22 protein-coding genes and 1 pseudogene are annotated in these 25,029 nt (G+C 63.2%); 12 read left to right on the plus strand and 11 right to left on the minus strand.

From position 1 onward, the window contains the following. Window positions 1-4 precede the first annotated feature (4 nt). From QFZ94_RS38540 to QFZ94_RS38570, 7 genes are all read left to right on the plus strand, one after another. The gene (locus QFZ94_RS38540) at window positions 5-883 is read left to right on the plus strand and encodes a fumarylacetoacetate hydrolase family protein (protein WP_429463129.1); all 879 of its coding nucleotides are present in this window, start codon (window positions 5-7) and stop codon (window positions 881-883) included. Between the two features lie 2 nt (window positions 884-885). Next, window positions 886-1,671, plus strand: coding sequence for an alpha/beta fold hydrolase (locus QFZ94_RS38545; protein ID WP_429463130.1), 786 nt, complete (start codon window positions 886-888; stop codon window positions 1,669-1,671). A 149-nt stretch (window positions 1,672-1,820) separates the two neighbouring features. After that, window positions 1,821-3,158: an amidohydrolase family protein gene (locus QFZ94_RS38550; protein ID WP_429463131.1), complete on the plus strand. Its 1,338-nt coding sequence runs from the start codon at window positions 1,821-1,823 to the stop codon at window positions 3,156-3,158. 90 nt (window positions 3,159-3,248) lie between these two features. Continuing rightward, a complete protein-coding gene (locus QFZ94_RS38555; protein WP_410851250.1) occupies window positions 3,249-4,268 on the plus strand; it encodes an ABC transporter substrate-binding protein in 1,020 nt (339 codons plus the stop codon). Between the two features lie 8 nt (window positions 4,269-4,276). Then, a complete protein-coding gene (locus tag QFZ94_RS38560) occupies window positions 4,277-5,803 on the plus strand; it encodes a sugar ABC transporter ATP-binding protein (protein ID WP_429463132.1) in 1,527 nt (508 codons plus the stop codon). Beyond that, the gene (locus QFZ94_RS38565; RefSeq protein WP_429463133.1) at window positions 5,800-6,810 is read left to right on the plus strand and encodes an ABC transporter permease; all 1,011 of its coding nucleotides are present in this window, start codon (window positions 5,800-5,802) and stop codon (window positions 6,808-6,810) included. The genes QFZ94_RS38560 and QFZ94_RS38565 overlap by 4 nt, the downstream gene beginning before the upstream one ends. A gap of 2 nt (window positions 6,811-6,812) precedes the next feature. Continuing rightward, window positions 6,813-7,769, plus strand: coding sequence for an ABC transporter permease (locus QFZ94_RS38570; RefSeq protein WP_429463134.1), 957 nt, complete (start codon window positions 6,813-6,815; stop codon window positions 7,767-7,769). Window positions 7,770-7,877: 108 nt separating this feature from the next. Here QFZ94_RS38570 and QFZ94_RS38575 read toward each other — a convergent pair. Beyond that, a pseudogene (locus tag QFZ94_RS38575) lies at window positions 7,878-8,167 on the minus strand (methyl-accepting chemotaxis protein); the annotation flags it as partial. 230 nt (window positions 8,168-8,397) lie between these two features. Between QFZ94_RS38575 and QFZ94_RS38580 the strand changes: the two are divergent. Continuing rightward, window positions 8,398-8,775, plus strand: a complete 378-nt coding sequence (locus QFZ94_RS38580; protein ID WP_429463135.1) for a DUF3022 domain-containing protein — start codon at window positions 8,398-8,400, stop codon at window positions 8,773-8,775. A 476-nt stretch (window positions 8,776-9,251) separates the two neighbouring features. On the opposite strand, the gene QFZ94_RS38585 is transcribed toward QFZ94_RS38580, so the two are convergent. The 8 genes from QFZ94_RS38585 to QFZ94_RS38620 all read right to left on the minus strand — a co-directional run bounded on the left by QFZ94_RS38585 (window position 9,252) and on the right by QFZ94_RS38620 (window position 16,549). Continuing rightward, window positions 9,252-9,518, minus strand: a complete 267-nt coding sequence (locus tag QFZ94_RS38585) for a hypothetical protein (RefSeq protein ID WP_176111277.1) — start codon at window positions 9,516-9,518, stop codon at window positions 9,252-9,254. A 305-nt stretch (window positions 9,519-9,823) separates the two neighbouring features. Further along, on the minus strand, window positions 9,824-10,567 hold the full coding sequence (gene phbB / locus QFZ94_RS38590) for an acetoacetyl-CoA reductase (RefSeq protein WP_368581284.1): 744 nt from the start codon (window positions 10,565-10,567) through the stop codon (window positions 9,824-9,826). Window positions 10,568-10,787: 220 nt separating this feature from the next. After that, on the minus strand, window positions 10,788-10,943 hold the full coding sequence (locus QFZ94_RS38595; RefSeq protein ID WP_368581285.1) for a hypothetical protein: 156 nt from the start codon (window positions 10,941-10,943) through the stop codon (window positions 10,788-10,790). An 867-nt stretch (window positions 10,944-11,810) separates the two neighbouring features. After that, window positions 11,811-12,665, minus strand: a complete 855-nt coding sequence (locus QFZ94_RS38600) for a phosphatidylinositol-specific phospholipase C (RefSeq protein WP_429463136.1) — start codon at window positions 12,663-12,665, stop codon at window positions 11,811-11,813. 102 nt (window positions 12,666-12,767) lie between these two features. Further along, window positions 12,768-13,619 (minus strand): carbohydrate ABC transporter permease, encoded by an 852-nt coding sequence (locus QFZ94_RS38605; protein WP_429463677.1) that lies wholly within the window; start codon window positions 13,617-13,619, stop codon window positions 12,768-12,770. Beyond that, the gene (locus tag QFZ94_RS38610) at window positions 13,619-14,488 is read right to left on the minus strand and encodes a carbohydrate ABC transporter permease (RefSeq protein ID WP_429463137.1); all 870 of its coding nucleotides are present in this window, start codon (window positions 14,486-14,488) and stop codon (window positions 13,619-13,621) included. Before QFZ94_RS38610 ends, QFZ94_RS38605 begins: the two co-directional genes overlap by 1 nt. Before the next feature lie 40 nt (window positions 14,489-14,528). After that, entirely contained in the window at window positions 14,529-15,785 is a 1,257-nt protein-coding gene (locus tag QFZ94_RS38615) for an ABC transporter substrate-binding protein (RefSeq protein WP_429463138.1), read from the minus strand. A 275-nt stretch (window positions 15,786-16,060) separates the two neighbouring features. Next, window positions 16,061-16,549 carry a hypothetical protein gene (locus QFZ94_RS38620; RefSeq protein WP_429463139.1) on the minus strand — a complete coding sequence of 163 codons (489 nt, stop codon included), beginning with the start codon at window positions 16,547-16,549 and terminating at the stop codon, window positions 16,061-16,063. A gap of 674 nt (window positions 16,550-17,223) precedes the next feature. Here QFZ94_RS38620 and QFZ94_RS38625 point away from each other — a divergent pair. The 4 genes from QFZ94_RS38625 (at window position 17,224) to QFZ94_RS38640 (ending at window position 21,926) form a co-directional block, all read left to right on the plus strand. Continuing rightward, entirely contained in the window at window positions 17,224-18,489 is a 1,266-nt protein-coding gene (locus QFZ94_RS38625; protein WP_368581290.1) for an ABC transporter substrate-binding protein, read from the plus strand. Between the two features lie 91 nt (window positions 18,490-18,580). After that, entirely contained in the window at window positions 18,581-19,456 is an 876-nt protein-coding gene (locus tag QFZ94_RS38630; RefSeq protein ID WP_410851261.1) for a branched-chain amino acid ABC transporter permease, read from the plus strand. 23 nt (window positions 19,457-19,479) lie between these two features. Then, window positions 19,480-20,406, plus strand: a complete 927-nt coding sequence (locus QFZ94_RS38635) for a branched-chain amino acid ABC transporter permease (protein ID WP_429463140.1) — start codon at window positions 19,480-19,482, stop codon at window positions 20,404-20,406. Next, window positions 20,403-21,926 (plus strand): ATP-binding cassette domain-containing protein, encoded by a 1,524-nt coding sequence (locus tag QFZ94_RS38640; RefSeq protein WP_429463141.1) that lies wholly within the window; start codon window positions 20,403-20,405, stop codon window positions 21,924-21,926. The genes QFZ94_RS38635 and QFZ94_RS38640 overlap by 4 nt, the downstream gene beginning before the upstream one ends. Window positions 21,927-21,960: 34 nt before the next feature. Here the strand turns inward: QFZ94_RS38640 and QFZ94_RS38645 are convergent, their stop codons facing one another. Further along, window positions 21,961-23,508 (minus strand): methyl-accepting chemotaxis protein, encoded by a 1,548-nt coding sequence (locus tag QFZ94_RS38645; protein ID WP_368581294.1) that lies wholly within the window; start codon window positions 23,506-23,508, stop codon window positions 21,961-21,963. A gap of 61 nt (window positions 23,509-23,569) precedes the next feature. Then, window positions 23,570-24,940 carry a C4-dicarboxylate transporter DctA gene (dctA, locus tag QFZ94_RS38650; protein WP_429463144.1) on the minus strand — a complete coding sequence of 457 codons (1,371 nt, stop codon included), beginning with the start codon at window positions 24,938-24,940 and terminating at the stop codon, window positions 23,570-23,572. Window positions 24,941-25,029 lie beyond the last annotated feature (89 nt).

Here is a 25,029-nt window from a genome sequence, read left to right on the forward strand (position 1 = left end):
CATCATGAAATTGGCAACTTTGCGCCACGACGGGGCGAGGGCGGTCGCCCTGGTCGACCCCGAAGCCGGAGTTTATTGGCCGGTATCGCAGCTCTGCGACGGCTTTGCCGGCGACATGGTCCAATTGGTACAACAATTCGCCGACCTGCGCGAGTCGCTGTGCCCGCGCGGCGAAGGGCGCCCGCTCGCGTCGGCGACGCTCCTCGCGCCGATCGACCAGCCGCGCCGCAACCTGTTCTGTATCGGCAAGAACTATCACGACCACGCCGAAGAGTTCAGCAGGTCCGGTTTCGACAAGAGCGCGCAGGCAGGCGAGCACATACCTGAAGCACCGGTCGTTTTCACGAAGCCCGCATCGACGATCATCGCGACTGGCGAGCGCATTCCGCGCCATGCCGACGTGACGCGACAGATGGACTACGAAGTCGAGATCGGTGTCGTCATCGGCAAGGCAGGTCGCGCGATCTCGAAGGCGAAGGCGCTCGATCACGTGTTCGGCTACACGATCATCAACGACGTCACCGCGCGCGATCTGCAAAAGCTGCATCGTCAGTGGTTCATCGGCAAGTCGCTCGACGGCTTCTGCCCGATGGGCCCGTATCTCGTGACGGCCGACGAACTGGACGCGTCGAACATCGACGTGCGTTGCTGGATCAACGGTGAGTTGCGTCAGGAATCGAACTCGAAGCTGCTGATCTTCGATATCCCGACGATCATCGCGACGTTGTCGGCCGGCATGGAACTGCAGCCCGGCGACGTCATTGCGACGGGCACGCCGGCGGGTGTCGGCATCGGCTTCAATCCCCCGAAATTTCTGAAAAGCGGCGATGTCGTGCGCATGGAGATTCCGCGCATCGGCGTCCTTGAAAACGAGGTGGCTTAAGCATGGCAACAACTCAAGTGCAAGGCATCTTCATCGAGATCGAAGGCGACGGCGCGCCGGTCGTGTGCATCCACGGTCTCGGCGGTTCCTCGAACAACTGGACGCCGGTGCTGCCGGCGTTCGAAGGCAGGAAGGTCATCCGCATCGATCTGCCTGGCAGCGCGCGTTCGCCGTTGCCCGCGCAGAAGCTGTCGATCGATTCCTACGTGAACACGATCGCCTCCGTGCTGCGCGAGCTGCAGGTGAATAACGCGGACATCGTCGCGCATTCGATGGGCACCATCGTCGCGCAGCATCTGGCCGTCAGGCATCCCGAGCTGGTTAAAAGCCTCGCGCTGTTCGGGCCGCTCATTGCTCCGCCCGACGCCGCGCGCGACGGCATGCGCCAGCGCGCGCGCATCGCGCGCGAGAAGGGCGTGCCGGGCCTGCAGGAAATCGCCGATGCGATCGTCAAAGGCGCCACCAGCGACGAAACCAGGTCGCAGCGGCCCGTGACGCTCGCGCTCGTGCGCGAAAGCGTGATGCGTCAATCGCCCGAAGGTTACGCGCAAAGCTGCGAGGCATTGGCTGGCGCGCAGGCGGCGGAGATCGAACACATCCATGTGCCGACGCTGCTCGTGACAGGCGACCAGGACGGCGTTGGCAAACCCGATGCGGTGAAGGCGATGGGCGAGCGTATTGCGGGCGCGAAAGTCGTCGTGCTGAGCGGCTGTGGTCACTGGACCACATTCGAAAAACCCGTCGAAACGACGGCGGAGTTGAAGCGCTTCTATCAAGGGGCTCGGTGACGCATTGAACAGGTGGGCGCCGCGTCGATCAGAATAGCCGCGCAGAACGGCGATCGACGGGCCCCCGAGCGCGAAACAGGCACAGTCAGGCAGTAACCAACCGGCGGCGGACGCCCGCGCGCGTTCGGCCCCACGTGGAGGAGACAGACATGAGTTCGATCTTGTTTACCAACGTATCGGTTTTCGATGGTAGCGGTGCTCAGCCCTTCAGAGGTCAGGTGCTGGTGGACGGGCAGCGCATCGTCCGCGTCGCTCGCGACGAAGAGCCGATCAACGCGCCCCAGGCACAGCGTATCGACGGCCGTGGCGCATTCCTGATGCCGGGCATGACCGAAGCGCACACGCATTTCTCGTGGAACGACCAGCCGTCGCTGTCAGCGATCCAGTTCATGCCGCCCGAGGAGCACATGCTGTGGTGCGTGCGCGTCGCGAAGCGTTATCTGCAAATGGGCTGGACCTCGGCACTGGGCGCGGCCGCCGCCAAGCCGCGGCTCGATGTCGTGCTGCGCAACGCGGTCAACGCCGGCGAATTTCCGGGACCGCGCTATCTGGCGGGCAGCCAGGAAATCACCATTCTCGGCGGCCTCGCGGACAACACGCTGCCGCACATGCCGTTCAAGGAACTGAACTTCGGCGCGGTCGTGAGCGGGCCGGAAGAAATGCGCGCGACCACGCGCATGTTCGTCAAGTACGGTGTCGATCATCTGAAGATCAATCTGTCGGGCGAGTACATCGCGGGCATTTCGGCGGAATCGTCGCCGTTTTCCGAGGAAGAGATCGCGATGCTCGCTGCCGAGGCGAAACGCGCCGGCAAGCGCGTGGCCGCGCATGCGCGTTCGAGCGAATCGGTCAAGCAATGCGTGCGGCACGGGCTCGAACTGATCTTCCATGCGAGCTTCGCCGACGAGGAAGCCCTCGACATGCTCGAAGCAAACAAGGAAAAGCACTTCGTCGCGCCGGGCATCGGCTGGCTGATCAGCACGCTGTATCACGCTGAGAAGTGGGGCATCAGCGAGGAACTGGCGACGAAGATGGGCTACAAGCGCGAGCTCGAAACCGCCGCGGTGACGCTGCAGAAGATGCATAAGCGCGGCATCCGCATTCTGCCGGGCGGCGACTACGGCTTTGCGTGGATGCCGCACGGCACGAACGCGCGCGACCTTCAATACTTCGTCGACTACATCGGCATGACGCCGATGGAGGTGCTGATCTCGGCCACGCGCTACGGCGGCGAGCTGATGATGATGCCCGACGAGCTTGGCCAGATTCGCGAGGGCTATCTTGCCGACATCATTCTGGTGGACGGTGATCCGCTCGCGGACCTCACCGTGCTGCAGGACCCGAGCAAGATCACGCTGGTGATGAAGGATGGCGACATCTTCAAGAGCACGCACGACGCGCTGCCGCCGCGCGGCGAACTTCATGTAGGCGCGGCGTTGCCGGCCGATCCCGGTGTCGGGACGGCGGCATCCGCGCCTGTGCACTGAAACCGCATCGCCCACCAGAAGATGCGCGGAGCCGGCCGCACGCCGCGGCTGGCGCCTTCGCGCGCACACCAAACATCAGGAGACGACGACATGAAACCGCGCACTTTGCTTGCCACCGTGGCGACTAGCCTCGCGTGCGCATCGGCGTTGGCCGCCGCGCCCGATATCGGCCTGTCGAACGGCTATTTCGGCACCGAATGGCGCAACCAGATGATCGACGGCGCCAATCAGCAGTTCCAGACGTACAAAACCAGGGGCCTCGCCGACAAGCTGATCGTGCAGCAATCGGGCGCCAACACTGGTCAGCAGATTCAGGACATGCGCAACATGATTCGCCAGAAGGTGGGCGCGATCATGGTCGACGCGAACTCGGCCACCGCGCTCAACGGCGTGATCTCGGAGGCGCAGCGCAGCAAGATCCCGGTGGTGTCGTTCGACCAGGCGGTGTCCAATCGCTACGCGACGAACGTGACCGTCGATCACTACAAGTGGGGTCAACGCTACGCCGAATGGATCGCGGAGCAACTGCACGGCAAGGGCAATGTCGTGGTGCTCGACGGCATCCCCGGACATCCGGCGGCGGAGGCGCGCAAGAAGGCCGCGCTCGAGACGTTCGCGAAGTATCCGGGCATCAAGGTCGTCTGGTCCGGCTATGGCGAATGGGACGAGGCCAAGGCGCAAGCGGTGATGGCGACGGTGATCGCGGCGCAACCGCAGATCGACGCGGTATTCACCGAAGACGCGATGGCGCTCGGCGTTCTGCGCGCATTCGAGAACGCGAACCGGCGCGTGCCGATCATGACCGGCGAAGCGCAAAAGGGCTTTCTGACGGAATGGAAGAAGCAGCGCGACGCCGGCAATCCGATGAAGGTGTTCGTGCAGGTGAATCCGCCCGATATCAGCCGCACGGCGCTCGGCATCGCGGTACGCCTCGCGCACGGTCGCACGCTCAAGCCGCTGCCCGACAACACCTACTACTTCCCGATCACCAAGACCGTAACCGCCGAGAACCTCGACGCTACGCTTGCTTCGATGAGCGACAAGCCCGACAGCTACTTTCTCGGCCAATGGCTGAGCGAAGCCCAGCTCGACGCGCTGTTCACGCAATAGCGCCGATCATGTCCGTGCTCATCGCGAAGGGACTGGCGAAACGCTATGGCGGCGTGCTCGCGCTCGACGGCGCGAGCCTCACGCTGAACGCCGGCGAAGTGCTGGGGCTGCTCGGCGCCAACGGCTCGGGCAAATCGACGTTGTCGAGCATTCTCGCCGGCGACACGATACCGGACGACGGCACGATCGAAATGATCGGTGCGCCGCTGCGACCCGGCTCGCCGAAGTCGGCGCGCGCGGCGGGAATCGCGATTGCGCATCAGCATCCCGGTCTCGCGCCGGATCTGCCGGTGTGGGAGAACGTGTTTCTTGGCGCGGAGCTGTGCCATACGGGTCGCTTTCTCGATCAGCGGCGCACGCGCGATCGCGCCACGCGGCTGCTGGAGAGCCTGAGACCCGGCTGGGATATCGAAGCGAGCGCAGGCAGCCTCAGCGCCGCCGATCAGCAACTGGTCGAGATCGCGAGGGCGCTTGCGCTCGGGCCGCGCATCCTGATTCTCGACGAACCGACCGCCGCACTCGCCGCCGTTGAAGTCGACAACCTGATGCGCGTCGTGCGTAGCCTGACGGCGCGCGGCACGGCGGTGGTTTTCATTTCGCACCGGATGGCGGAGATCGAAGCGCTGTGCGATCGCGTGATGGTGTTGTGCAACGGCCGCGCGGTCGGCGAGCTAGCGGTGCGCGGGCAACTCGACGAAGCGCGTGTGCTCGAACTGATGGGCGGCGCGGCTGCCACGCATGGGCACGACGGCAAACGTGGACGTGGCGGTGATCCGGCGCACACCGAAAGAACCGTCGCGCTCGGCGTCACCGATCTGCGCGCCGGCGCGCGGCTGCGCGGCGTCAGCTTCGAACTGGAACGCGGAGAGATTCTTGGCATCGCGGGACTGCAAGGCCATGGCCAGGAAGAACTGCTCGACGCGCTCGCGGGCTTTCGCGTGCCAGACGGCGGCGAGGTGAGGCTCGACGGACGAGCTGGAGCGAGGACGATCATGCCGCGTTCGCCGCGTCAGATGATCGCCGCGGGCGTGTGCCTCGTGCCCAACGACCGGCATCGGCAGGGCCTGTGGCTCGATCACCCGGTCGAATTCAATCTGGCGCAGGTCAGCGTGAACTTCGCGGCGAGCCCGTGGCGGCTGCGTCGCGCGCCGATCCGCCGGTTCGTCGACGACGTGGTCGCGCGACTGCGCATCAAGACGTCCGACGTGCGCCAGCCGGTGCGGGATCTGTCGGGCGGCAATCAGCAGAAAGTGGTGATCGGGCGCTGGCTGAACCGGCAGGTCGACGTGCTGCTGCTCAGCGATCCGACCAAGGGCGTCGATGTGATCGCCCGCAGGGAAATCTACGAGACGATCGGTGCATTCGCGCAAGCGGGGACGGCCGTGCTCGTCTATGCCTCGGATACCGAAGAATTGCTCGCGGTGTGCGACCGCCTGATCGTCATGTACGAAGGTCGGATCATCGCGCAGCTGGAAGGTGATGAGATGAATGAATCCCGCGTGACGAGCGCGCTGTTCGGCCGGAGCGCGGCATGAAGGCGCAACTGGGAGACGGACTTGCCGCCACTGGCGGCTGGTCGCCAGGCAAACGGATCGGCGCGGCGCTGAGGATATCCTGCGCGCGTGCCGCCAGTGCGCTGCCCGCGCTCGTCATGCTGCTCGCGGTCGTGATCGCGAATGCATGGCTGCAGCCGGACTTTCTCACCGCCGATTCGCTCGCGAGCAACATGCAGAACGCCGCGCCGGTGGTCCTGATCTGCATGGCGCAGGCGGTCGTCGTGCTAATGGGAGAGCTGGATCTATCGATGGGCGCGGGAATCTCGTTGGTCAACTGCGTGCTCGCGGCCGCGCCCGGTCTGATGGGGTGGGGTCTCGGCGCGACCTGTGTCGCCGCGCTGGCCGCTGCGCTGCTTGCCGGTGCGTGCAACGGTCTGCTGGTCGGCTATGCGAAGCAAAGCGCGCTGATCGCGACGTTCGCGACCGGCGCCGTCTGGTTTGGCTGTGCTCTGCTGCTGATCCCGCAGCCGGGCGGCGCGATGCCCGACGCATTGGGCGAATGGTTCGCGGCGCGTATCTCGGTGATTCCGCTCGCGGCGCTGCCGGTGCTCGCCGCGATCGCGCTGTGGGCGGTCCTGCAGCGGCATCGCTTCGGACGGCGACTGATCGCGACCGGCAGCCACGCCGATGCGATGTTCAAGGCCGGCATCGATGTCCGGCTCGTCAAACTGCTCGGCTATCTGCTCGCGTGGCTCTTCGTGTTTGCGGCGGCGCTCTGCCTGAGCGCGCAAACCGCGTCCGGCGATGCGCGTCTGGGATTGCCATACACGCTGAACTCGGTCGCGGCTGTGGTGATCGGCGGCATCTCGCTGGCGGGTGGGCGCGGCACGATGCTCGGCGCCGTCTGCGGCGCGCTCGTGCTCACGCTGATCGGCAACGTCGTCTACTTCGCGGGCATCCCGAGCAATTACCAGGAAGTGTTCAAGGGTGCCGTGATCGTGCTTGCGCTCGGCTTCACGTTCGTGGGCGCGAAAAGGAGAGTGTGACGATGAAACCGAATTCGCGCCGCGCCTTTTTGCTGGCGCTCGCCGTGATCGTGCTCATCAGTGGGCAGTTCGCGGTGCCGGGCTTCGCAAGCCTCGGGCAGGTCGCCAATCAGTTGAAGATCGCGACGTTTCTGGGGCTATTCGGCCTCGCGCAGTCGCTCGTGATGATGGCGGGAGAGCAGGGGCTCGATCTGTCGGTAGGCGCGGCCGCGACGTTGGGCGGCATTCTTGGCGCCGCGCTGCTCGGAGCGGCATCGGCTGGATTGCCGGCTGCGTTCGCCGTCGCGACGTTGGCGGGCGCGCTGGTGGGCGCGCTCAATGGTGTCGGCATCACGCTGCTGCGCATTCCGCCGCTCGTGATGACACTGGCGATGGCGAGTCTCGTCGACGGCGCGTTGATCGTCTGGTCGTCGGTCATGCACGTCAATACGGCCGCGAGTCCCGCACTCGCCGCGCTCGCCGGCAGGACGCTCGGCGGCGTGCCGAGCGTCGCGCTGATCTGGCTCGGCGCCGGCGCGTTGATGTGGCGTTTTCTCGACCATTCAGCCTGGGGGCGTCGCCTGATGGCGACCGGCGCGAATCCGGTCGCTGCCGCCATCGCCGGTACGCGCGTGCGCGCGATCCGCATCGCGGTCTATGTCGCGAGCGGCATCATTGCCGCTGTGACGGGCGTGCTGCTCGTCGGCTATGTCGGCCAGGCGTTTCTCGGGCTCGGAACGACCTATGTGCTACCGAGCGTCGTCGTCGCGGTGATCGGCGGCGTGTCGCTCGCGGGCGGACGGGGCGACTACATCGCGGTCGCGCTCGCCGCTGCACTGCTGACGGTTCTCACAAGTCTGTTGACCGCGCTGCAGATAGGCGAAGCAGGACGCCAATGCATTTTCGGTGCGACGCTGCTCGTCTTTCTGGCGCTCAACGGTTGGTCGTTCAAGGGGGCGATGCGGCGTCGGCATGCATGAGGCGCTTTTCGCACTTTGCGCAGGCCGCGGCATCGCCGCCCGCTGCGTGGTCATACCAGGCCGCGATGGTGACGAGGCGACCGGTGACGCGAAACCGATGCTGGCGTATCAGTCGACGGCGAATACGGCTACCTGTTGCACCGGCGTGCCTGATTGCTGCTGCAGCGAGCTCGCCGCGGCGGCCGCCTGCTCTGCCAGCGCGGCATTTTGTTGTGTGACCTTGTCCATCTGCACGATCGCCTGATTGACCTGCTCGATGCCCTGATGGTCAGGCGACGGACCGCGGACACGACTTCGTCGATGGTGCGGCCCGATTCGTCGACCTGAGCTTGACCGGTCTTGACGCGAGCGACCGACTCGTCGATCAGTTCCTTGATCTCCTTGGCCGCGCGATCTGAACCGGCGATATGTGCGCGGCGTCGTCGTTTTGTCGCTGTGTGAAGCGTGCGGATCACTCCTTACCCGCTTGAATATCTGCTGATGGGGCAACGGTACATATTGCCAGTGAGCGGCAACGGGATTACGAGTCCGGCTCCGGTCGAAGCACTGCGCAGACAGCGACAGCCGGACACGGATTTTGCTCGCGTAATGGTCGAGGCCGGGGCCTCGACCACAAGGAGGACTTTCAATGAGAGACATCGATCTGAACCAGCGCATCGAAGAAATCGAACTGGCTCTTTCCACGCTATTCGAGTCACCGAAAGCGCCCGCGATCAGCGGTTACGACGACGGCCGGAACTTCCTCATCCAGGCTTCCTGGGTGATCGAGTCACATGGCGACACGACGCTGGATGCGCGATGCGTGCTGACACTGCACTTTTCGGCTGCGCAGATTCAGCGTTACGCGCGGATGGACACGGCACAACGTGTGCTCGTGCGCGAACGCCTGTGCCGGATGGTCCGCGATCACTTCCCAGCGGAAGGCAAGGAGTTGCCCTTGCAGGGAGAGTGCGCCGAAGATCTGCATGTGGAGGATCGGCTGCTGGATGTCGACGATCAGCTCTGAGCGATCGCGGACGACGTACGTCCGCGTCGACGCGTGACTAACACGTCTCCTCGCTCGGGACCGGGGGATGCAGCGACTCGAGCAGCTTCACCAGCCTTGCCTGCTGCTGCGGAGTCAGTCCTTGGGTAGCGCTCACCTGCTGGACGCGCGCGCGCCAGTAGGTCCGGCTGAACAACGAATCGACGCCATCGTGGGACAGGATCCGTTCGAGATGCGAAATCGCATCTCCAGCGGTCAGGGGTGTATAGGGGCTCTCCCTGTCCGGGGGCCCTCTCTTGATTGTTGTTTTCATCCACTTCTCTCAGGTGGTGACCGGCTGGGTCCGGTCGTGTACGTCCGACTTCAATGGGCCCGCTTATGCCATACAACCTTTGCGAGGCCCAGGCGCCCGCCAGCTACCTGGCGAGCCAGGCAGCGTGACGCGCGCCGGTCCTCGTAGCGACGCGACCCATCGCAAGCGGCACGGCCCTCGGTGTTCAGCAAAGCTCCGCGGCGGCCACCCACGGCATCGTCTCGAACTTCTTGAGAACGGTGTGCAGCGATCCCGAGAACCTGTCGGCAAACGCGATCGTCATGTCTTCGACATCATGTTTGCGGTTGCTCGTGATCCGTACGTCCTCGATGGCATCGGCGACCGGCATCAATACCTGCCACACTGCGGCGACCCGCATGCCGCCGCGCCTCGTACGAACCGTGATCTGATGGCCTGTGGCCTTTTGTTGTCCGGTGATTTCCGGTGTCATTCTTCAGCCCTCTCGATGTATCTGATTTTTTATTGGCGCGGTCGATGCACTTACATTCGCCCTTGCGGTTGATGCCACCACTCATGATGATCCAGATGTCGTAGCAGTCTTGCCCTTCTGCGCTCACGGCGATAGTGATCAATCACCATGAGCATTGCGATGCTGAGGGCCGTGCCCCCAATGATCAGGCCCATCCAGGTCTCACTCATGACACGTTCCTCTCTCATGGAAGCACAGGGGTGTTGCGTGAATGGTTCACGCCGATTCGTCCGGTGTTCCGGCACGTACCGGCGCGGTCTGTCGCGTCACTGCATGTGCTGGCCGCCGTTGATCGCGATATTGGAGCCGGTCACGAAGCCGGCATCTTCCGAGCACAGATAGAGCACGAGCGCCGCGACTTCGTCGGGCTTGCCGAGACGTCCCATCGGGATATGCGGCAGGACCTTCGTGTCGAGGATCTCCTGCGGAATCGCGGTGACCATCTTGGTGGCCAGGTAGCCCGGCGAAATGGTGTTGACCGTGACCCCTTTGCGCGCCACTTCCAGCGCCAGTGACTTGGTAAAGCCGTGCATGCCGGCCTTGGCTGCGGCGTAATTGGTCTGGCCGACCGAGCCTTTTGAGCCGTTGACGGACGAGATATTGACGATGCGCCCCCAGCCTCGTGCGACCATCTCTTCGCACAGCGGCTTGGTCATGTTGAAGACCGAGTCGAGGTTGGTGCGGATGACCGCATCCCAATTCACCTTGTCCATCTTCCGGAGGGTCATGTCCTGGGTGATGCCAGCGTTGTTGATCAGGATGTCGACGGGGCCGACTTCCGCCCGAATCTTGTCCGCGCAACGCTGGCATGAGTCGTAATCGGCCACGTCGACCGGGTAGGCGCGAAAGCTTCGGCCCTGAGTTTCCATATCAGCCAACCATTTGTCGGCACCGGTGTTGCTCGGCGAGTGCGTGACTACCACCGCATACCCTGCGTCGTGCAGTTTCGTACTGATCGCTTCTCCGAGGCCGCCCATGCCGCCCGTTACTACTACGGTTCGTTTCGTCATCCTTTCCATCCGTGATCGAAATGTCTGCGAGGATCGTGAATACCCAATGGCCGCCTCGCACAACCCGCCATTGCTTTGCCACAATGCGCTGCCGCCTCCAGCGTCAGTGGAGGAACGGCTTCGGCATTGATTGAACTGCGCGGGTTTTTATAGGCTTGTGGTATTGCGCGAATGGAGCTGGTGCATCAGCTAGCGGCGACGTGCCGCGCCGGCGCACTGCTCAAAGGTTCCAGTTGCCCCGAACGGTGCTCCCCGCCTGCCGGTCCAGGCCAGCGAGTTTCTGTGTTCCTTCAAACGCTTCGGTGGCGGGCGAAAAGCACGTCGACGCATTCGTTCTGCAGGATTTCATCAAAGCTTCGGACGAATGGTCTTTCATTGCTTCTCCTGGATTGAAGTTCGAACCCGCCTGCTCCGGAGACCGTATCCGCAATCAGTATGCGGAATATCGTCGGTGAGGATCCGGAGCAAAAGTCTTATTAGTAAGACTAAATAAACACCGAGAAAACAGTTGTGCCGAATCGCATTTTCATGTCGGTATTCATCAGTCGAAATACGACATGCTGTTTTTCCATCGAGTCACAGCCCACCAACTGGCCCGGACTCGCGCCGGTAGGTCGTACGGCTGCCCCGACGCTTGGATCTCCCTATATCAACTGTCATCAGATGAGATAACAATCGATTTTAGAGGGTTCATTCTAACTTCAAAATGTTAAATTTTCGGGAAGAAGGGGTAGGTGAATACCCTTATTCGGAAATCGCCGCCATCGCAGATGAGGCCGAGCCAAGTCGATGTTTTGAGCGTCGAAACAACGGACTGGAACAGCCGGCGGCGAGGAGTAGGCTCGTCGACTGAATGGCAGGGCATCCCAAAATGTCAGCAACGGCCGGAATGACACCATCCCGCACCGGGATCAATCATTGCATGGCGTGCAAGAAATGACAATTCCGCCGACGCTTCCTTGCAACGCGGCTGCCGCCCGACCGCGCGAGCGTAAGATGGAGAAGATTGATCGATGCGTTTCGAGGAGGCGTCATGAAGGCGGTGTGCCCGCTGCACGGCCCAACGACCATCGTCGGCACGAACGCGTATGGATTTCCGATCTATGCGTGTTGTCGCGACGACGTTCCCTATGTCACACCGCCGGACGCCTGTACGCGTGAACCGGTGAGGCGCGGACCAGAATCGAGGCCGCCACCGCGGCAGCCGCGAGCCAAGGAATCACGCTGAGGTTCGCGGGCAACCTCATGCCCGCAGCGATGCGTTATCGGCGCCGGTTGCAATCAACGCATCAACGAGGCGCCAGTCCTCCCAGTCGCAAAAGTCGAGCAGCATGGTGCCGCATCGTTGCGGACCATCGGCGAGTCGCTCGGCAAGCTGCTCGTGAACACCGCGATGCTGTGTATCGCCGCACGCCACGACGACCGGCGGCGCCGCCATCCCCGTGCCGCTGCAAAAGTTGATGACCCAACGCTCGTCGCACAGGCCAGGCGCGAGATCGAGAAGCGAATCGATGGCGCGCCACTTGTAAGCGATCGATGCCGGCACCGGCACGCGAAATTCGTCCTGGACGGTGAACGGCGCCGGCACGTCGTCGATATCGAACGTCGCGTTGTCAGGCCAGGCCGTTAGGTCGATGCCGAGCGGCTTTGCACTCGCGAAGCGCCGCAGTAGCACGATGCCTCCGCGCACCGCGTCCAGTAGCGGCAGTTCGGAAGCAAGGTGCCAGCGCACCTCCGCGTGCCGCTCCACATACCATTCGAAGGTCGCGGCGAACGCACGGGTGCAGTCGAGCGCGGGCCATTCGTCCTTGACCGACATGACGATCGATTCCCCCGGATGGCGCGCGAGAAACCGAGCACATGTACGTATCACATCGTCGAAACTCAGACCCAGCGAGATGCCGCCATGATGAATCGCAAAGCGATCGCGCTGATGACGGCAGCGGATGTCGAGAACCCGCACGCCATGGCGCAACTGATCGACGAGCGTGGCATGTTGCGTGCGCGCGAGCCGGTCATCGACCGTGTAGGCGCAGGTGTCATGGCTGCCTGGCAAGGTCAGTGCGGACAGCAAGCGGCTGCCTTCGATGGCCGACATCCAGTCAGCGGGCGAAACGGACGGACAGGTCACGGCAGGGCGCAAGAAAACCTCTGGATAAGCAAAGCGTCGGCTGCAACGTCGACGCGAAGTTGGAGCCCGTTATTTCAAGCCGCCCGAAAAGCCCTGCAGCAGATAGCGCTGCACATAGCCGGCGAGCACAAGCGTCGGCACCGACGAAATCAGCCCCGCGCTCATCAGTTCGCCCCAGTCGATGCCGTTCTCGGTCACATAACCTGCCATGGTGAGCGGCAGTGTGAAGTGACTCGGCGACGAGACGAACAACAGCGCCAGCAGAAACTCGTTCCACGCGATGATGAACACGAAGATCGCGGTGGCAACGAGACCCGGCGCGCACAGCGGCACGACGATGAAGACGATGCGCTGCGCGAGGTTCGCGCCATCGAGCGCCGCGGCCTCCTCGAATTCGATCGGCACGTCGCGCACGAACGGCAGCAACATCCAGATCGCCATCGGCAACGCGTACAGCTGATAGGCGAGTACCAGCCCAAACAGCGAATCGAGCAGATGGAGCCACTTGGCCAGCGAAAACAGCGGTACGGCCACGGTGATCGGCGGCATCAGCTTCAGTGCCAGCACGAGCATCAGGAACAGCAGATCGAGTCGCACCGGAAACGCCAGTCGCGCGAGCGCATAGGCGGACGGAAAAGCCAGCGCGAGTGCGAGCAACGTGGCGCCCACCGCGACCCACACGGAGTTCAGCACCGACTGGGCCATGCCGCTTTCCCACACCGCCGCGAAATGCTCGAGCGTGGGCGCCGAAGGCCACAGCGCGAGCGGATGGGCGAGGCGTTCCAGCGTGGGCGTGAAGGCCGCGCCAGCCATCCATATGCACGGCAGCAGCAACACCGCCAGCGCAACGAGCCGCAACAGTCCTCGCACCGCGGCACCGGACGAGCGTCGCGCGAAACCCTGCAAGCGGGCGAGCGGCATCAACGCTCGCGCTTGACTGCCGATTTCCATATGTATCCCGAGACCAGCACCGCGCACGTGAGCAGCATCAATACCGAAGCCGCGCTGGCGGGTCCAACGTTGAAGAAGCGGAAACCCGTGTCGTAGATGTACGTTGACAGCGTCTGCGTGGCATTGCCCGGACCGCCGCCCGTCAACGCGTAGACCTTGTCGAACAGCTTGAAGGTATCGATCGAGCGCAGCAGCATCGCGAGTGCGACGTGCGGTGCAACGAGCGGCAGCGTGATGTAGCGCAGGCACTGCCATTCGTTCGCGCCGTCGGTGCGTGCCGCCTCGGCGATTTCAGGCGGAATCGACTGTAGCCCCGCGAGAATGATCAGGAATGCCATCGGCGTCCATTGCCAGACATCGACCAGCATCAGCGACCACAACGCGAGGTGCGGATCGGATAGCCAGGGCACCGCCGGTAGATCTATCGCCTTGAGCAACGCATTCAGAAAGCCTCGGTAGTTGAGCCAGTTGCGCCAGATCGCGGAGCACACGAGCGTCGAGAGCATCATCGGCAGCACGGCGAGCGGCAACGCGATGCGCCGGCCCGCAAACGCGCGGACGAATAGCAGCGCGAGCGCAAGTCCGAACAGCACTTCAGCGAGCGAGGCCACGATCATGAACTGGATCGTATTGACGAAGCTCGTGCCGAACTCGCCGTCGGCAATGACCGATCGATAGTTGACGAGCCCGATGAACGAGCGATGCCCCGACGCGTAATCCACCGAGAAAAACGAATCGATCAGCACGCGCGCGACCGGGTAGAGCGCCAGCGCGCCGAGCACGGCCGCGGCCGGGCTCATCAGGACGAGCAGCGGCAGATAAGGTCGCAAGCGGCTCATCGATCGGTTTCCACGCTTGCCTGCGCTGTCACTGCCGCTATCACTGCACTGCGGCGTTGGCCTGGGCGATCTTCTGTGCAGCCTGATGCAACGCTGCGTCGGGCGTGGCCTGCCCCGTCAGCGCAAGTTGCAACGCGTCGCCGAGAATCGCCTCGATCTGCTGCCAATCTTTCACGCGAGGCCGCGCACGGCCCGCTTCGAGCGCCTTCAGTTGGTCCGGATACCAGCGATATTGCTTGACGAGTGTCGGATTGACGAAGACGCTCTTGCGCGTCGGCGGAATGCCGAGTAAAGCCAGTTGTGTTTGCGTCGCCGACGAAGTCAGGTAGGCGAGAAAATCCGCCGCCACCTTCGCATGCGCGGCGTCTTTCGCAATGCCCATTTGCCAGATGCCTAGCATCGGCGCCGGTCCCTTGACCTGGCCGGGCGGCGGTTGCAGCGCGACCTGGCCGACGACGCGCGACTTCGCCGGATCGTCGAGCGCTGGCAGCCAGGCGGGCCACACTTCGATCGCTTGCGCGGCCGTGCCGCCTTGCAATGCGTCGCGCACTTCACCGGCGCCATACACGTCGACATCTTTCGGGGCCCACTTCTTCAGCGCGAGCAGCATCTTCAGCGCGGCCAGCGCTTCGGGTGAATCGATCGTGACCTTGCCGTTCGTGTCGACGACTTCTCCGCCATAGGCCCAAAGGATCGGCAGGAAACCGGTGACGACGGGGTTGCCCTTCACGCCGCGAAACACGACAGCCGAAACGTCCTTGTCGGCGGTCCCGATGGTCTGTGCGATCTTCAGCACGTCGTCCCAGCTGCGCGGCGGCTGCAGGCCGCGACTCGCGAGCAGATCCTTGCGATAGGCGAACATCTCGACATTGCCGACGATCGGCATCGCATACAAGGTTCCGGTCGACGCGCGTCCGAGGGAGATCGTCGAGGTCACCATGTCGGCATCCGCGAGCGTGGCGGGCAGCGGCTGAAGCCATCCGTTGGCGATGAATTCGGGGGACCAGGTGTCGTCCATCATCACCAGGTCATAAGCGCGCGTGTTTTCGCGTAACGACAGCTTCAGTTTCTGATACAGGTCGTTATTCGGCAGCTTCAGCAACTCGATATCGACGCCTGGGTGCTGCTTCTTGTAGCCGTCCACCGCCTGCGCGAGTCCGCGGCCGTAGATGTCGTCCCGTCCTGCGATCACGAGATCGGCGGCGTGCGCGCCAAGTGCGGCGATCGACAGGGAAGCCGCGACAGAAGCCGCGCGAAGACAGGCGAACAGGGTCGTTCGCTGGATCATTGAAGCCATGGCTCTTGAATTCCTCTCGGGGAAAGGCGTATGCGTACGATGAGTCCAGATCAACCCATCCCGCTTTTTTTATCGCGCGCGTAGCGTTGCGAAAAGAGATGCCAGATGCGGCAGCGGGAATTGCAGCAACCTATCATGACGTACATATGTCAGCAAGCAGGGTTGCCGCGTAATGTTCGGACCCGCACGGAGGCACGCTTGCAGAGTGTTCCGGTCCCGCGCCGCGGCCGCCTTCCAACCGACCATGGCGCGGGTTGATGCGCTGCGTCATGCAGCTACTTGAGCTTCCAGCTCACCTTGTGATCGATCTCGACCGCAAACGTGCCGGGTGCGGGCGGGCGCAGCGGACTGGCAGAAAACGTCGCGCTACCGGTGATGCCCTGGTACTTTCCGGTGCCCCCGATCAACGTGTGGGCGCCCGCCACGAACGTGGTGAATACCTTGTCGCCATCGGCATCCATCTCGGTGCAGGCGCCTTGTGCTGTCTCCTTGCCGCCACGTACCCCGTAGTAGAAGACGCAGTGCACCGACATGCCGTCGAAGGTTTTCTGCCCGCTCGTGTTACGCGTGATACCAAAGCCCTCGATCACCGAATCGGAGCCCTCGTCGCCCATGTCGATGTTCGCCAATAGATGGTTAAGGTAGTAGGTTACATACGTCGTATTGCCCTGATGAGGAGGGGTTTCGACCTTTTGCGCCAACGTTGCGTCGGCACAGATCGAAAACGAAACTCCCACAATCACCGCTTTGAAGATTGAGTTCATATTCAATACTCCGTTTCGTTATTCCATACGGACGGATCTCACTTGCATGGATTCGGTTTATCGCTGTCGCCATAAGAGTCCTCCTTGAAAGCAGGGAAGCCAGGTCGCGTGATCGGGACGAATCTGGGCCGGACGAAAAGTCGCCGTAAAACTGCGGGAGTGGGGCGCTGACGCGATTGCTTCGGCGGAGTTGGTGCGGGGTCAGTCAGATGCGCCCAGTTCGGTGTGGCCGGGGCGGGAAGCGAGAGAGATGTGACTCGCGGACCGTTGCTGCGATCAAATATAGGTCAGATGTTGGCAAATCGGCTGTCCTTCTAAGGCGCTTTAAGCCGGGTACGTTCGAGAGCGTTGCGAGGCGACGGCACGTTGGTCATTGAAGCGCACGAACCCACCAAAACGAGGCGAACACAATGCTTCGGATGACGAATGAGGGAGAAAGAATACCGCGAATCTTGCAGCCCATAGCCATCGATCCCACTAAGAAAAAACGGCATCCGGCGGTGCGAGCGGCAAGATTTTTCCGCTCTGCACCATGAAGTCCGTAGGGACCCGGTCATCGTTTGTACCGATTGAGCGCGGCAAAACGGGTGAATATTGTTGTGTGCGCATTCTTAAGTTGCTGCAATGTGGCGGGCAATTGTTGCTCAACGATCCATTCGAATCGGAGATGCATGATGTCCAGTAACAATGTGTGGCGAAACCTTCATTGCGTCGTCGCGACGGGGATGGTAGCGGCGGGGCTAGGTCTGGCGGCAGGCGCTCATGCGGCGGCCGAGCCGATCAAGATCGGCGTGATCAGCGAAGAATCCTCGGTGGCGGGCGCTTCGATCAGCAAGGCGGCGCAGCTCGCCGCGGACCAGATCAACGCGAGCGGCGGCGTCGATGGCCGGCCCATCCAGATCGTCGCATACGACGACCATTCATCGGCCTCCGACGGCGTGCGCGCCTTCCAGCGCGCGGCGACCCAGGATAAGGTGGTCGCTGTGATCGGCAGCTACATCAGCGAAGTGGCGCTCGCGATGGAACCGTGGTCGGGGCGCCTGAAGGTGCCCTTCATCACTCCCGGCGCGGCTAGCAACGACATCTCGAAGCACGTTCACGACGACTACGACCACTACAAGTACACGTTCCACGGCTGGATGACGTCCGCATTCATCGCGCAGTCTATCTGCGACTTCTCGCACGACGTTCTGGTTGGCCAGTTCAAGATGAAAACGACCGTCGTCATGAGCGAAGATGCGGCGTGGACCAAGCCGCTCGACGAACGCTACCTCGAATGCCTGCCCAAAGCGGGACTTCAGGTGCTCGATCACATCCGCTTCAATCCCGATACCTCCGACTTCACGCCGATCTTCAATCAGATCGAGGCGAAGCACCCCGATACGATCACCACCGGCATCAGCCACGTGGGCGTGCAGCCGACCGTGCAATGGCACGACCAGCAAGTGCCGATCCCGATGTCGGGGCAAAGCTCGCAGGCCACGACCACGAGCTTCTGGAAGGACACGAACGGCGCGACTGAAGGCGTGATCACGGCCTCGGCCGCCGCGCCGGGCGTGGCGATCACGCCGAAAACGGTGCCCTTCACGGATGAGTACCAGAAGAAGTTCGGCGTTTCTCCGGCGTATTGCGGCTTCACGAGCTACGACCTCGTCTACATCATCGCGGACGCGATCAAGCGCAACAAGGGCTCGACCGATCCGGACCAGATGGTCGACGCGCTCGAAAAAACCGACTACGTGGGCACGATCGGTCGCTGGCAGTTCTATGGCAAGAGCGATCAGTTCACGCACGCGCTGAAGTACGGGCCCGGCTATATCACGGGCATCAACCTGCAATGGCAGAACGGCAAGCAGGTCGCGATCTGGCCCAAGTCGATCGCCAACGGCGCGGTGAAATTCCCGACCTTCATCAAGGTGCAGCAGGCAAGCGCGAACTAGCCGCGCGATGATCGCGACTGTCCGGACCTGCGCATAGCGAAGGCCCGGACAGCGCACGAATCGACAACCTAACCAACATGAAAGGCCGGGCATGTTGCTACTGCAGATTCTCGTCGACGGCTTTGCAATCAGCTCCCTCTATGCGCTGGGCGCGATCGGTTTCACGTTGATCTTCGGCGTCTCCGGCATCCTGAATCTCGCGCACGGCGGCGTGATGCTGGTCGCGGCGCTGATGGGCTGGATGCTCGCGGGCGAGGCGGGGCTTGGCACCTATCTCGGCACGCTGCTCGGCGTGATCGCGGGTCTTGTGACGGCCTTCGTCACCTACCTGATGGTGGTGCGGCCCATTCAACGCTCCGCTGCGATTCCCGGCGAAGAGAAGGAAATCTTCGTGCTCACCGGCACGTTGCTGTGGGGCATCATGATCCAGCAGGGCATGGCGTGGCTCTTCACCGACAACCCGGTGACGATGCGCCCGCTGATCAGCGGCGTGGCGATGGTGGGCCGCGTGCGCGTGCCGTACAACGAAATCATGATCGCGGTGGTCTGCTGGGCCGTGATCGGCATGCTGTGGCTGTTCGTGAACCGCACGCGTGCAGGCAAGGCGCTGCTCGCGGCTTCGATGAATCCGCGCGGTCTCACGCTGCTCGGTTTCGAACTCTCCCGGATCTATCTTCTCGCGTGGAGCATCTACGGCGTGCTGGCCGGCATAGCGGGCGTGCTGCTCGCTTCGTTCCTTGGCGTGAGCACGAACAATGCGGGGCAGCTGACGGCCAGCGCGTTCTCGATCGTCGTGCTGGGCGGGCTCGGCAGTGTATCGGGCTCGTTGATGGCCGCGTACGTGGTGGGTTATCTGGAGACCGTCACGGCCTATCTGATCGCGCCGACGCTGCGCCCGCTGCCCGCGTTGCTGCTGCTGGTGCTGGTCGTGTACGTGCGGCCCCAGGGCTTCCTGGGACGCCGCTAACAGTGCGAATGGAGCGTACCCCTATGTCCGTTCTTCTCCGTTCGCGTGGCGCATGGATCGCCGTTGCGCTCGCCGTGATCGCCGCGACGTTGCCGTGGTGGCTTTCCGGCTACGTCCTCGGCGTGCTCACGGTGGCGTTCTACTTCGGCGTGTTCGCGATGTCGTGGGACCTGTTGTTCGGCTTTGCCGGCGAGGTCAACTTCGGGCCGACGTTCCTGATCGGACTCGGCGCCTATTCGGCTGCGATCCTCAACGCCAGATGGGGCCTGCCCATACCCGTTTGCGTGCTTTCGGGCGGCGGCGTCGCGCTGGTGGGCGGCTTGCTGCTGGCGGTGCCCGCGCTTCGGCTGCGCGGTCCTTACTTCGGGCTGGTTACGCTCGTGGCCGTGCTGCTGCTGCAGAACGCCATCGTGATCTTCGCGGGCATAACGGGCGGCGAGATCGGCATGATGGTGCCGGACGTGATGTCGGTCGATGCGAACCATAACTACTGGATCGCGCTCGCGTTCCTGATCGTTTGCGCGATCCTGCTGTTCGGCCTGTCGCGTTCGGCAGTCGGTCTGATCCTGCAGGCCAGCGGCCAGGACGCAACCGGCGCGCAGGCGCTGGGTTTCAATGTCACGCGGCACAAGCTCGTGGCCTTCTGCATCAGCGCCGTTTTCTCGGGCGTGGCAGGCGCGATGCTGGTGTTCTACCAGGGCACGGCTTCCGTGAGCACGGTGGTGGATCTCAGCGTGGGCGTGCAGATCATCATCGCGGCCGTGCTGGGCGGACGCCGCACGATACTCGGCGCGGTGCTCGGCTCGATCTTCCTGATCGTCGCCGGCGAGTTCCTGCGACCGCTCGGCCAGCTCAACACGTTCGTCGTCGCGGCGGTCGCGCTCGCTGCGCTGCTGTTCTTTCCAGACGGTCTGCTCGGCAATCTGCTACGCGCGAGGGAGCGCCAATGAACGACACGCCGCTGCTCTCCGTACGCGGACTGACCAAGCGCTTCGGCGGTCTCGTCGCCGTCAAGGATATCGGGTTCGACATCCGGCCCGGCGAGATCCTCGGTCTGATTGGACCGAACGGCTCGGGCAAGTCCACGGTCATGAAGCTGATCATGGGCATCGAGCGGCCCAATGCGGGGTCGGTCAAAGTGAACGGCGTGGAGATGGCCGGCTGGGCGCCGCACCGGATCGCGCGCGCGGGCGTGGGCATCGTGTTTCAGCATTCGCGGCCGCTGCATCGGCAAACGGTGCTGGAACACATCAAGCTCGCGCTGCTGCCTGATTCGCTCGTCAAACTCGCTGCCGAACCCCACGTGCACCAGCGCGCGCAGGAAATCGCCGAGCGGGTGGGCCTTGCCGGCGTCATGCATCGGCATCCCGCGACGCTGCCGTTTGCGGATCTGCGCCGCATGGAGATGGCCAAGGCGATTGCGCGCGACCCGCAGGTCGTGCTGGTGGACGAGCCGTTCGCGGGACTGACGGTGGCGGAATCGCACGCGTTTTCCGAGCTGATTTGCGGCTTTCGCGCCGAAGGGCGCGCGGTGCTGCTGGTCGATCACAACGTCAAAAGTCTGTCCGCGCTCGCCGACCGCGTGCTCGCGATGTACCTCGGCGAGCGTGTCGCCGAAGGCACCGCCGAACAGGTGATGCAGAACGAGACGGTGCGCCGCGTCTATCTGGGCGGCAAGCTGGAGTTGCGCCAGCGCACCGGCGCCGCGGGCAATGCGAAGCCCACGATCCTCGAGGTGAACGGTGTGCGCGTGCTCTACGACAAGGCTTGCGCACTCGACGACGTCAGTCTGCAAGTGCGCGAGGGCGAGTTCGTCTCGGTCGTTGGGCTCAACGGCGCGGGCAAGACGACGCTGTTCAACGCGCTCTCCGGCCTCGTGCCGTACAAGGGGACGATTCGCTTCGACGGGCGCGATCTGCGCGGAATCAGCGGTGCGGCGATCTCGCGCGCCGGCCTCGTGCAATGCCCGGAAACGCGCGAGCTATTCGGCGACATGACGGTACGCGAGAATCTCGAACTCGGAGGATATCATCTCGCCGACACGGCGCGCGCGAAACAGCTGTCGTGGCTGTTCGATCTGTTTCCGATCCTGAAGTCGCGCCAGGGACAAACCGCGCGTACGCTGTCCGGCGGCGAGCAGCAAATGCTCGCGATCGCGCGCGCATTAATGACCCAGCCGAAGCTGCTGATTCTCGACGAGCCGACTCTCGGCCTCGCGCCCGTGATTCTCGAGCAATTGTCGAAAGCGCTGGATTCGCTGCAGAAATCCACGCCTATCACCGTGTTGCTGGGCGAGCAGAACGTCAGGTTTGCGCTGCCGCATGCCGATCGCGTCTACGTTCTCGAACATGCGCGCATCATCTGGGAGGGCAGCGCTGCGCGCTTCGAGGCGGAGATGGGGCGCGGCTTTCTCGAGGCGGTGCCTGCCAATGACGCCGACACCACGGCCTCCGGCGTCTCGCGGACCTGAAGCGCGGAGCGGCACGCGAGCCTATAGCGTGGCATCAGGCCATGGAGGCAAAGCGGAAGCGGCCAGCCGCCTGCGTCAGCAGGCCAGTCTGCTCGGTTAGCGACGCGGCCGCGGCGGCTGCCTGCTCGACGAGCGCGGCATTTTGCTGCGACATCTGATCCATCTGCGTAATCGCGCGATTGACTTCCTCGATGCCATCGCTCTGTTCGGCCGAAGCCGTCGCGATGTCGCTCATGATCGACGTGACGCGACCGACGGCCGTCTGTACTTCGCCCATCGTCTCACCGGCCCGGCCGACGAGGCGCGAGCCGTCGGCGACGCGCGCGGTCGACGCGTCGATCAGCTCCTTGATTTCCTTCGCCGCGGTCGCCGAACGCTGGGCGAGATTGCGTACCTCGCCGGCGACGACCGCAAAGCCGCGTCCTTCCTCCCCGGCGCGAGCGGCCTCGACAGCCGCATTCAACGCGAGGATGTTGGTCTGAAAGGCGATGCCTTCGATCACGCCAATGATCTCGCCCATTCTCTTCGCGCCGTCGTGAATGTCGCTCATCGCGTCGATGACCTGACGGACGACGTCCGCGCCCGCGCCGGCCGTCGCCTTCGTCGCGTCGGCCAACTCGCGCGCCTCACGCGCGTGCGCCGCGTTCTCCGTGACGGCATTGGTCAGTTGTTCCATGCTCGCCGCCGTTTCCTCGATGGACGCCGCCTGCGCCTCGGTGCGCGCCGACAGGTCCGCGTTGCCGGCCGAAATTTGCTGGGTCGCGGACGCGATCGACTCGCTGCCGCGCGCGATCTGTTCGATCATCGTGCCGATGTCCTTCTGCATCTGCCCAACGCTTCGGATGAGGCGACCCATTTCGTCATTACTGTCGAAGCGCAATTGCTGCGACATGTCACCCTGAGCGAGTCGCTCGACATGGCGCACCGTCATGTCGATCGGGCGCGCGATTGCGCGCAGCAGCGTGAAGCCGCAGGTGACACAGGTCAGAAGACCGACGGCGATCGCAATCGCGGTAATGGTCACGAGGGTGTCGTAGCGGTCCTGCGCTGTCATGTAGCGGTTATTGCCTTGCGCGTTGCGAAACTTGTCCAGCTCCGCGGATTTCTGCGTTAGAGCCGCCGCAAACGGCGGCATAACGACCATCGCGATATGGTCGGCATCATCGTGATCGCCGCGGCTCATTGCGTCGATCATCGGCTCGAGTGCGCCACGCAGCATCGCTTCGCGGGCGTCGGCGACGGCCTTCGACAAGGCCGCCTCCGCGTCGGAAACGGGCAGTGCGCGGTACTCTTTCCAGGCCTTGTCGGAGACCGCAAGGTAGTTGCGCGCCTTATCGATGAGAGCGGCTCGATCCGCCGCCTCCGGGTGCAGCAGCACGCGATCGAGCGTGGTGCGCACTACGGTCAGGTTCAGGTTGGACTTGCCGAGCGCGGTTGCGGCGGCCACGTCGTTGGTGTACGCCTGCGCAACGGCATGGTTCGAACCACGCATGCCGGCGATACCCAGTACGCCAGTCACCGTCAGCAGGAACCCGAGCAAGGTGAGGGTGGCGAGAAGACGGAACTTGATGGTCAGTTTCATGCTGAATTCGGAAGAGTGAGATACCGCTGGGTTAACGGCACCCATTCCGAAAAGTTCAGTTCTATTGATGGTTCGGTGAGCCATCGAGGAGCGCCTCCGCTTCGGTCGGCGATGCCGAACTGACCGCGGGTTGCGCGGCAGGACCCGATGTTTGGACGTGAGCCGTGTTGTCGCGATTCAGCACCGCGCGCGCCAGCTTCCAATCGAGTTGCCTTTCCCAACGAGCGACGACGACAGTGGCAACGCCATTGCCGATCAGGTTCGTGACCGCACGCGCCTCGTTCAGAAAGCGGTCCACGCCGAGCAGCAGCACGAGGCCTTCGACGGGAATCTTGTGCATCGAGGCCAGCGTCGCGGCCAGTGCGACGAATCCGGCCCCGGCCACGCCCGCTGAGCCTTTCGATGTGAGCAGCAGCACGCCGAGCACGAGCAACTGGTCCCAGATACTGAGGTGGACGTTCATCGCCTGGGCGATGAACAGCGCCGCCATCGTCAGATAAATCGCCGTTCCGTCGGCATTGAACGTGTAGCCGGTGGGCAGGACCATGCCGACGACGGGGCGAGGGCAGCCCATCGCCTCCATCTTGATCAGCATTTGCGGCAACACCGCTTCTGTCGACGCCGTGCCGAGCGTAATCAGAATCTCGTCCCTGATGTAGCGGAGAAACTTCCATAGCGAGAGCCCGCACATCTTCATGACAAGGCCAAGTACGACGAACACGAAGAAGAACGAGGTCAGGTAGAGACAAAGCATCAGCTCGCCGAACGATGCCAACGTGCCGATGCCGTATTTGCCGATCGTGAAGGCCATGCCGCCGAATGCGCCGATCGGCGCCACGTACATGACGATCCGCACCACGCCGAACATGCCTTGAAGGAACATGTCGAGCATGTCGACGAATGGCGCGGTACGGGCTCCCAGCTTCGCCAGCGAGATAGCGAGCAGCACTGAAAAGAAAATGACCGGAAGCATCTCGCCCTTGGCGAATGCCCCGACGATGCTATTCGGAACGATGCTCATGAAGAAGTCGAGCATGCCGTGTTGCTGCGCCGCGTGCGTATAGGTCGAAATCGCGGCGGCATCGATTTGCGACGGATCGATGTTCATGCCGCTGCCGGGTCTGACGACATTGACGACCACCATCCCCGCAATCAGCGCGACCGTCGATGCCAGTTCGAAATAGAGAAGGGCTTTCACGCCTACCCGGCCCGCCTGATGGAGGTCGTTCATGCGCGCGATCCCGACCACGACCGACGCGAAGATGATCGGCGCAAGCAGCATCCGGATCAGCTTGATGAACAGGTCGCCCAGCGGCTTCATCTGCGACGCGAGATCGGGGTAGAAGTGACCCAGCAGGACACCGGCCACGATCCCGATGAGGACCTGAACGTACAGCTTGGAACGTGCTCTTCTTACTTTCGATACTGGCATTTCTGTCTCCTGTGCGTGGCGTCTTCAAAGGGAAAATGCGGCCCTGCCACGCGAAAAGCGTGGGAGGGCCGCATTGAGCCGGCTTCGTT

Origin of the sequence: Paraburkholderia sp. JPY465 (genome assembly GCF_050436725.1) — a bacterium.
Lineage (GTDB): Bacteria > Pseudomonadota > Gammaproteobacteria > Burkholderiales > Burkholderiaceae > Paraburkholderia > Paraburkholderia youngii.